At 62.3% G+C, this 8,410-nt stretch carries 9 protein-coding genes and 1 pseudogene; all 10 read left to right on the top strand.

Annotation, left to right across the window (positions count from 1 at the left end; translation table 11 throughout):
* Positions 1-271 precede the first annotated feature (271 nt).
* The 10 genes and pseudogenes from ACN0WX_RS15270 to ACN0WX_RS15225 all read left to right on the top strand — a co-directional run bounded on the left by ACN0WX_RS15270 (position 272) and on the right by ACN0WX_RS15225 (position 8,318).
* Positions 272-775: a hypothetical protein gene (locus tag ACN0WX_RS15270; RefSeq protein ID WP_417623198.1), complete on the top strand. Its 504-nt coding sequence runs from the start codon at positions 272-274 to the stop codon at positions 773-775.
* Positions 772-1,017, top strand: coding sequence for a hypothetical protein (locus ACN0WX_RS15265; RefSeq protein ID WP_417623197.1), 246 nt, complete (start codon positions 772-774; stop codon positions 1,015-1,017). Before ACN0WX_RS15270 ends, ACN0WX_RS15265 begins: the two co-directional genes overlap by 4 nt.
* Positions 1,014-1,391, top strand: coding sequence for a hypothetical protein (locus ACN0WX_RS15260; protein WP_417623196.1), 378 nt, complete (start codon positions 1,014-1,016; stop codon positions 1,389-1,391). The genes ACN0WX_RS15265 and ACN0WX_RS15260 overlap by 4 nt, the downstream gene beginning before the upstream one ends.
* Before the next feature lie 134 nt (positions 1,392-1,525).
* Complete coding sequence (locus ACN0WX_RS15255; RefSeq protein WP_417623195.1) at positions 1,526-1,810, top strand: hypothetical protein; 285 nt, start codon at positions 1,526-1,528, stop codon at positions 1,808-1,810.
* Complete coding sequence (locus tag ACN0WX_RS15250) at positions 1,807-2,871, top strand: hypothetical protein (protein WP_417623194.1); 1,065 nt, start codon at positions 1,807-1,809, stop codon at positions 2,869-2,871. Before ACN0WX_RS15255 ends, ACN0WX_RS15250 begins: the two co-directional genes overlap by 4 nt.
* A complete protein-coding gene (locus tag ACN0WX_RS15245; RefSeq protein WP_417623193.1) occupies positions 2,868-3,215 on the top strand; it encodes a hypothetical protein in 348 nt (115 codons plus the stop codon). Before ACN0WX_RS15250 ends, ACN0WX_RS15245 begins: the two co-directional genes overlap by 4 nt.
* A gap of 556 nt (positions 3,216-3,771) precedes the next feature.
* Positions 3,772-3,903, top strand: a pseudogene (locus ACN0WX_RS15240) (helix-turn-helix domain-containing protein); the annotation flags it as partial.
* 30 nt (positions 3,904-3,933) lie between these two features.
* Positions 3,934-4,185 (top strand): hypothetical protein, encoded by a 252-nt coding sequence (locus ACN0WX_RS15235; protein ID WP_417623199.1) that lies wholly within the window; start codon positions 3,934-3,936, stop codon positions 4,183-4,185.
* Between the two features lie 535 nt (positions 4,186-4,720).
* A complete protein-coding gene (locus ACN0WX_RS15230; RefSeq protein WP_417623192.1) occupies positions 4,721-4,954 on the top strand; it encodes a hypothetical protein in 234 nt (77 codons plus the stop codon).
* Positions 4,947-8,318 (top strand): plasmid replication protein, CyRepA1 family, encoded by a 3,372-nt coding sequence (locus ACN0WX_RS15225; protein ID WP_417623191.1) that lies wholly within the window; start codon positions 4,947-4,949, stop codon positions 8,316-8,318. Before ACN0WX_RS15230 ends, ACN0WX_RS15225 begins: the two co-directional genes overlap by 8 nt.
* The last annotated feature ends 92 nt before the right edge of the window (positions 8,319-8,410 follow it).

The following is an 8,410-nucleotide window of genomic DNA, read 5'->3' as shown; positions in this document are numbered from 1 at the left end:
GGCTGGTGATCGCTGCTTGTGCGCGCTGGCTGGGGCTGCTCCTGGAAGAGTGAAAGGTACTTTCGGCGGGGGAGCCCCTTGCGGGTGACAATGGCCGCAGAATTCTATTTGTCGGCGACATCGGAAATAGGCAAAAGAAGAAGATTCGCCGCCACTCGATAGCCGACACCTATCCATCTTCAGGCATGACGCGGCTTGGAAACCGCGCCAGAGGGAATGAAAGAAGCAAACATCTAGTGTTGTCCGTGTCTCCAACACAGGAACCGACGACATGAAACTCAACCGCACTGAGATGGCCGACTTTCTCGCCGTGGCCCCGACTACGCTGGATGCGTGGACTCGCCAAGGCTGCCCGGTGGAATCACGCCCAGGCCAAGGCAAGGCCGCTGAATTCGATAGTGGTGCCGTGACGCGGTGGTGGATCGCAAGCCAAGTCGAGAAGGCCACGAAGCGTGGCGACGCTGATGCTATCGACGCGCACCGCTCGCGCAAGCTGTCTGCTGAGGCCGACCTACGGGAGCTGGAGCTGGCCAAGCTGCAAGGCGAGCTGATTCACCTGGACGACGTAGAGCGGGCCTTCACTCAATACAGTGTCGCGGTACGTGGCGCGGCGATGGCCCTGCCTGACCGTGCTGCACTTCGTCTGGCTGGCGAGACTGACACGGGCGTCATCCGCAAATATCTCCGCGATGAGCTGACCGGCGCGCTCCGTGAGGGATACGACGCCTACCATGCGGCGATGGACCTGCCGGCAGCTGAGGAGGTGGGCGCATGAGCCGCTATCAGAATGCGGAAGGGCTCCGCGAAGCACTACGCAAGGCGCTGACCTACCTGAAACCGACAAGCCCCGAGCAAGACGCTGCCCAGGCGCTGGATGACGTGGCCGACAAGCTGGAAGCCGAATACCGGCCCGAGCTGGCCCGCAAGGTTCGCAAATGGAAGCGGTCAGTTGAGCGGGAGAATCCCGCTGCCCGCCACACCCGGCGCCGCCTGGCTCGCGGCTGCATCAAGTTATGACGCTGGCTGACGTTCTACGGGAGCACCCCGATTTATCCGCGTATGGCTTCAAAACCGATGCCCTGTCAGCTGAAAAGCACGCTGCTGGCCGGGAAGTAACGCCCGAGTTTGAAGCTCAGTTTGAGGCTGCCCGCATTCGACTATCCAACGCACGGGCTATCGCCAGTGCGAAGCGCAGCAGCTACCTCGTGAAGCACATCCTGGAGCGCATGGCTCAGCGGTATATCTCAAACGGTGCCTGCATTGCAGCGGCTTACGCGGTGGGGATGCCGGTAGGCACTGAGCATTTGGGTATATCGCTCAACGCCCTGCTGGGCATCGACCAGCGTGACCTAAGACGCTGGGACCGCTACCGCTGGCCACTGAAGACCTAGCCCCCAGACCCGCCCACCGTGGCGGGTTTTTTGTGCCCGCAGCACTGTATGTATATGCAGGAAACGCCGCCAGAGGACGCGCGGCTGGCCGACATTCAAACTGCACACAACATTCAAACATTCAAGGAAATCGCATGGCTGGACGCATCGACACGGTTCTATCGGACGTGACTGCGCTGCTGGATGGCTGGCCGAGCTGGGAGCGTGAAACCTGGCCACAGCAAGCCGCTGAGGCGCGTGCATTCCACGCCACAGGCGATGCCCGACAAGCGCCGCTGCTGCGCAGCATCGCCCAGGCACGCGGCATGACCGTTGCCGAGCTGGCTGGTCGCGTCGAGGCCAACGCCCACGCCTACAGCTACGCGATGGGCCAGCTGATCGGCCGCCGTCACAAGATCATCAAGGACAAAACCGCATGACTGATACCCGAGGTTATAGCCTTGCCCAGCAGTACGCCGCAGAGCTTGAGGCGGCGAACCCAAGGCCCGGCTACGGGGAATTCTACAAAGCCCAGGTGGAGGCGACACCCGCGCCGATTCTCGAAGAACGCACCACAGCAACCGAACAGGACACCAGCAGCATGAGCAAACACGACCAGAACGCCCTCGCACAGAGCCTGGAATACACCGCGACTCGCTCGCTTGGTGATACTCGCACCGGCTCCCGCGCTGCCAGCATGGCCTCGCTGAGTCTTCGCGACATGCTGCCGTCGCTGATCGATGCTGACACCGGCCGCGTGAAGCGCATCCCGCCGGAAAACCTGCCCGCTGGCGAGCGTTATAGCCTGTCCGCTGCGCTGTTGGCTTCGGCCCGCACTCTGCAGGCTGGTGCGCAGCTGATCGTTATCCCCGACCCGCAGCTGATCGAGACCGGCTTTGCGCCGATGACTCAAAATCTGCCGTCCGGCCTGATCGCAATCGACGCTGCTGAATTCGCCGCGACTGATCCTGATGAGGAAGTGAGCGAAACCGCACTCCCCATCGCTGAGGCCATGATTGACCGCGAAGCAGGTACGCAATACGGACTGCGCGTAAAAATCAGCCGCAGCCAAGTGAAATCGAAAGGTTGGGATACCGTGGCCAGCGAGCTACAGACCAGCATCGTGTCCGGCCTGGCTCGCGCCGTGGATCGTGAATTGCTCAAGGCCATCGCAGCCACTACGCCGCCTGCCTTCACCCTGCCCGCTGCTGCCGCTGCTGGCTGCCGCTTTACTGAGCTCCGCGCACTGGTCGGCACTGATGGCACCGCAGCCACTGTGAACGCTACTGGCGACCTGAACGCCGCTGGCGTACCTGCCGAGCTCACACCCGTGACCGCTGGCACCTACGTTGCCGACTGGACGCGTACCGGCGTCGCCGTGAACGACGAGATTTCGCTAATTCTGCATCGACTCGACGTGACCGGCACGCTGGAAGTGACCGCGTTCATCGATCTGCACGCCCTACTGCCGGATGCGGGCAAGGTCTGGGCAGCGGCATGATCCTGAACCGCCTATTCAGCCGGGGTGAGGACACCCCGGCACCACAGCCCTCGAGCACAATCCCTGCTGAACTCGTGGCCAGTATCGAAGCCGCCACAGTGACGTGGCGCAGCCAGGATGAGAACGGCGAGCCGCGCTGCGTTGTGAATATCGTGAGCCTGGGCGGCTTTTATTTCGATGGCCCTGGCCACGCCGCCGAGCGTGTGGCGCGTCACTGGCCTGAGCTTCACGAAGCCGCTTGCCAGCGTGCTGGCCAGCTGATCGCCGCCACCATCGCCAAGCGCAACCGTGATTCATACCGCCCCGAGCGCAAGCGTTCGTGGGTCTGGGACTGGATGGAGTGAGCCTGTGAAGAAGCAGAAACGTGACCAGCGCATTACCGCGCTCGTGACCCGTGGACTACGTGGCGACCTGGAAGCAGAGCGCCGCGCGATCTATGCAGAGACTGGCGTCATGCCTTCCCTATCCGCCGTTGTGGCCCGCCGCTTGGCTCAGGCTCCGGCTGGCACGCTGAGGGAGCGACGCGCTCAAGATTGACCGATTTACAAGGCCAGCCGGCGGTGCCTTGGCGATAACGAAAAACACCGGCAGTGCAGTACGGCCCTCCTTTGCTGGGACTGTACCGATTGGCCCACGTCAAGGGCTGAGGGCTGCACACCAAAGGCCGGAAGCCCGAGGTGTGTGGCCCTCGCCTATTTTTGGCGCGCTGTCGTGAAATCTGGAGAAGAACCACCGGCCAATGTGCCGGATTTTTTCGTTTGGTGTGTCACACCTGTCACGTGACACCCTGTCACGCACTCGAGCCTTGCCGGCACTGGGGTGTCACACTATCTGTCACACTACCTGTCCCATGCTGTCACACCGGCCTAGAATGGGCGCACACGACGCGAAGGGGGCGATATGGCATCTATCACCGTCAATGAAGCTGCCGAGCTTGTAGGGCGTAGCAGGCGCACCCTGTACCGCGATATGAAGCGAGGGAATCTGAGCTTTACGACACGACGTGATGGGCACCGTCAGATAGAGACTAGCGAGCTAGAACGCTGCTACGGGGCATTGAAGATGCCCGAGCCTGGCACGCTGTCACGGGACAGTGGCACAGCCAGTGACGATACGCTGATAGCTGAGATACGGGCGCTGCGTGAGGAGCTGGCCGGACTACGGGAAGAGGTCGCCCAGCTGCGCCGCTTGCCAGCCCCTGAACCTGCCCAAGAAGACGCACAGGCAACGCCGGCACCTAACCCTGCCGATGCACCGGCCCCGCACCCGTTCGCCGCTGAGATGGCCGCGTTGCGGGCCAGGCGGGAAAAGTGAGGAAACAGGGGAAACGCGGGGCGGGATTGTTTCCTGATGACGCACGAATCGCCGGGCAACGCCATGCCCTATCGGGCAGTAATTCACGATTACGCGCCTTATCATGAGTCTGTTTTCGCGCCCTGGTTGGTGCGTGCCGGTGCCGAATCAGCACGAGCGAGCCAGCGGCTAGAATCCAGCGAGCCGTGGCCGAGTATTATAGAATGAAAGGCAGACAAGTGACGTTATGTGGCGTTATAGCGGATTATTTCGCGTGATTTTGTAGCGAAATACAAAGAAAAACCGCTTATATGACGGCAACTTGTGCGGGAAAGACGCGGAAGGTAGTATGCAGGAAGTGCGGTTCTGATCTTGTCGCGCAGACCAAGTGATTTTCCGCACCCAGAAACGGCGAAGCCCCCGAACCGGCAAGTTCGAGGGCTTCAATAGAATCGCGTGTAGGGCGCGACACCGCAGAACCAGTTTATCGCCTCGCCTATGGTATGGCAAGACTGGCACGTCCTACCCGCGATGCCCTGATCAAGGACGCATCGCCATGAATCATCCTGAACACAAAGTCGCCTATCTCTGGGCGCAGTCCACCGAAGCCGCACGCACTGGCATCGAACGTGGATTCCTGACCCAAGCCGAGCTATTCGGCCCCGTCGCCCAGGCTGCCCATTGCAGCCGCGACACGCTCCCCCTGCTGGACGCCCACGCGATAGCCCTTGATGCCGTCAGGCACGAGCTGGCCGCGCTGCGCGCCCGTGCAGGGGGTGAGCATGAGTGATCTTCTCAAAGCCCGCGACGCCCTTAGCTGGATCGACCCGAACACCGACCGCGATACGTGGATTGAAATCGGCATGGCTGCCCACGCGGCTGGCCTGAGCTTCGATGACTTCGATGCATGGTCGAGCGCTGGTCAGGGCTACAAACAGGCCACCTGCCGCGCCGTCTGGCGCTCATTCAAGAATGGCCGTGGCTTCACCGCTGCCACGCTGTTCTGGCACGCCAAGCAAGCAGGCTGGCGCGACACTGCGCCCCGCGATGAACGCCCCGTGTTCGCACCGGCACCGACTCAGGCTGACAATGCCGAGCGCGAAGCCGAGCAGGCTCAAGCTGCCAAGCGTGCCCGATGGGCATGGGATAACGCAGGCCCGGCAGATCCGTCACACCCCTACCTGATCCTGAAAGGCATCACGGCCCCCGTGGGTATCCGTCAGGAAGCCAGCGGCGCGCTGCTGGTGCCGATGCATGACGCCATGACTGCTGAGCTAGTCAACGTGCAGCGCATCCATGCCGACGGGGCCAAGCGATTCCTCAAGGGCGGCGCCAAGCACGGCACCTGCATGATGCTGCCTGGTATCGGCCCGCGTGTGTTTGTGGAAGGCTACGCCACCGGCTGCACCGTGAGCGAAGCCACAGGACGCCCGGTGGTGGTCTGTTTCGATGCTGGGAACCTTGAGGCCATCGCCAAGCGGATCGGCCAGCCCGGTGACGTAATCGCCGCGGATAACGACAACGCCGCGAAGCCTGAGAAACATTACCGCCTGGCTCACGACAAGTACGGCACCGGCCACAAGGCCGCCATGCGCGCTGGCCTGCCGTTCTACCTGCCGACCGTGGCGGGGAAAGACTTCAACGACATTGGCACAGACGCAACACGCGCCATCTTCGACGCTGCGCCAGTGTCTGACCTGTCCATGTTCAAGGCGTGGGGCTTGAAGCCCGCCGAGCTGAAGGGTACCAATTCCGAGCGCTGGGGCTCACAGCTTGCCAAGGCTGAGACGCCAGAACAGGCCGCCTCAATGGCATGGGCCATCGCGTCGCGGTTGGCGCACGCAGCCCCCGTCGCACACTCCATCGCGGGTATCCGTGAGCTGCTGGAATCCTCCGCGCCTACCCTGCTGCATCCGGCCACACTGGATAGCATTGCTGACCGCTTGGCAGCCGCCATGCGCTACCGCGAAGCCGATGCACTGGCTCCTGTGACCATCAGCGACGCCGCCAAGGCCCGCCACCGTGTCGAGCGAGTGAAGCAGCTGACCAGCCTGACGCCTGCCGAGTGCCGGGGCGTGATCGTGGTGAAAGCACCGATGGCGAGCGGCAAGACTCAGAATATTGGTCGTCCACTGGCTGAATGGGCCATGAGCAACGGCCACCGCTTCATGGCGGTCTGTCATCGCCGTTCACTGGTGTCTGAGCTACACCGCCGCCTGTATCGCCCTGATGGCTGGATGCATTACGAATCCGTCACACACCGCGACCAAGCGCACAGCGCCCCCGGCATCGCCGTCTGTCTGCCGTCCATCATCAAGCCCACGCTGGCCCCGGTGGTCGATGACACCCGCGTCGTGTTCATCGACGAAATATCCCAGGCAATCGACTTTCTGGAGAACGACGCCCTGTTCTCGACCGGCGGGGGCAGCGCTCAAGCCGCCTTCGATCGTCTGCGCGCTGTCGTGGCTCAAGCTGAATGCGTGGTCGTGGCTGATGCTGGCGTGAATGATCGCGTCATCGAGTTTCTGGAAGCTGCACGCCCCGGTGAGCAATTCCGCATCATCGAGCAGGTCGCCAAGCGTCCTGGCATCGAGGCCCGCATATCTTTCGGTAAGAATGACGGTCCCGCTAACGTCGTGGGCGATGCACTGGCCGAGCTAGGTGCCGGCGGCAAGGTCTGGCTGTCGTGCGAATCCAGCAAGCGCGCTGCTGCCATTGGCCAACTGTTCGACGCTTACGGCTACCGCGTCATGGCCGTCACTGCTGACAACCAGAACAACGCAGCCCAGGCAGCATTCCTCGCCAATGCTGAGGATGAATCACGCCAATATGACGTGGTGGTGGCGAGCCCCGTTATTTCGTCAGGCATCAGTGTCGAGCACCGCGACGCGCCACATTTCACGCTGGGTGCCTTCATCGGTGCCGGTGGCGCCATCGCCCCGTCAGATGCTGCGCAGATGCTGCGCCGTGTTCGCTACCTGAAGCGCTATACCATCGGTATGTACCCGAATAACCGCACCGGGAACCAGCACCCCGACGCCATCTTGCAGGCCGCTGCACAAGCTGCCCGGATCGAAGGCGACCGCGTATCACAGGCGACCGATTATGACGCCCTGGTCGCTGCTGTTCGTGCCGAGCATGAGAACGTCCGCGCCGACTTCGCCGCTGGCTTGGTGTGGCAGCTGAAAGCCGCTGGCTGGCAGCTGGAAGCCCACGACGGCACCGCACAGGACAGTATCGTCGCTGAGCTCAAGCTACACCGCACTGCCTTGGATGATCGCCACCACGCCGCCCTGAAAGCAGCCCCGGTGCTGAGCGATGACGCTGCCGACGCCCTGAAACGCAACCAGAGCCGCACCGACCTGCAAAGCATCACGCTTGAAGCCCATATCATCCGCCGGGCGTTGGGCATGGTCGGCCAGCCACTGACTGATGACGCTATCGACTGGTGGGACGATGGCCGTGCTGTTCGTCGCATGGATCGCTTTGACGCATGGCGCGGCGTGGTGCCTAGCCGCAACGCTGAAGGCGTGCCAGTGACGCAGCGCAAGTACCTCGAGGCAGCTGCCCGTGCTTATGTCTGGCTGTTCGATGGCTTCGACATTGACGCCGCTGACTGGCTGACTGCTGAGGCCGCTGGCGTGATCGTTGAGCGCATCATGCAGCACCGTCATCTGCTGGCTCACTTGGGCATCGTGTCGCGCAAGTTTGCGGCATGGAATCAGGACGGGAAGACAGGCGAGATTCGCCCCATGAAGTGGCCGGCATATCCGGTGCGCGAAGTGACTGACGTGCTTGCTCGCATGGGTCTGGAAGTGAAGGCAAATCGGCGTAGGTGTGACACATCCGGTGTATCTAGTAATAGAAAACATGCCCATGTGTCACACCCGAGCACATCCACGAAGGGCAATCCCATCGTGCGAATCTACTCCGTGAAACCTGACAGCCTGACCGCCATGACAGCGTGGTGTGACCAGCGCAATGCAGCACGTCGAGTGCAGACAGTGGCAGCCCGTCCGCTGGGCAATCGTGTTGCTCAAGTGGGCGATGCCATCAGGCACCCGAGCGTGCCGGTGATCGGTTCGGTCCTGGCAAGGCATCGAGAGATGCTGGCGAGCAGTCAGGGCCACAGGCACGGCACAGCATCAGGCTGAGGGATAGCATGCCCCGGCTGGTGATCGCTGCTTGTGCGCGCTGGCTGGGGCTGCTCCTGGAAGAGTGAAAGGTACTTTCGGCGGGGGAGCCC

Source organism: Parasphingorhabdus sp. (assembly GCF_048269915.1).
Taxonomy (GTDB): Bacteria; Pseudomonadota; Alphaproteobacteria; order Sphingomonadales; family Sphingomonadaceae; genus Parasphingorhabdus.
The sequence above is the reverse complement of the archived record's forward strand: the minus strand, read 5'-3'. Positions and strand labels throughout refer to the sequence as shown.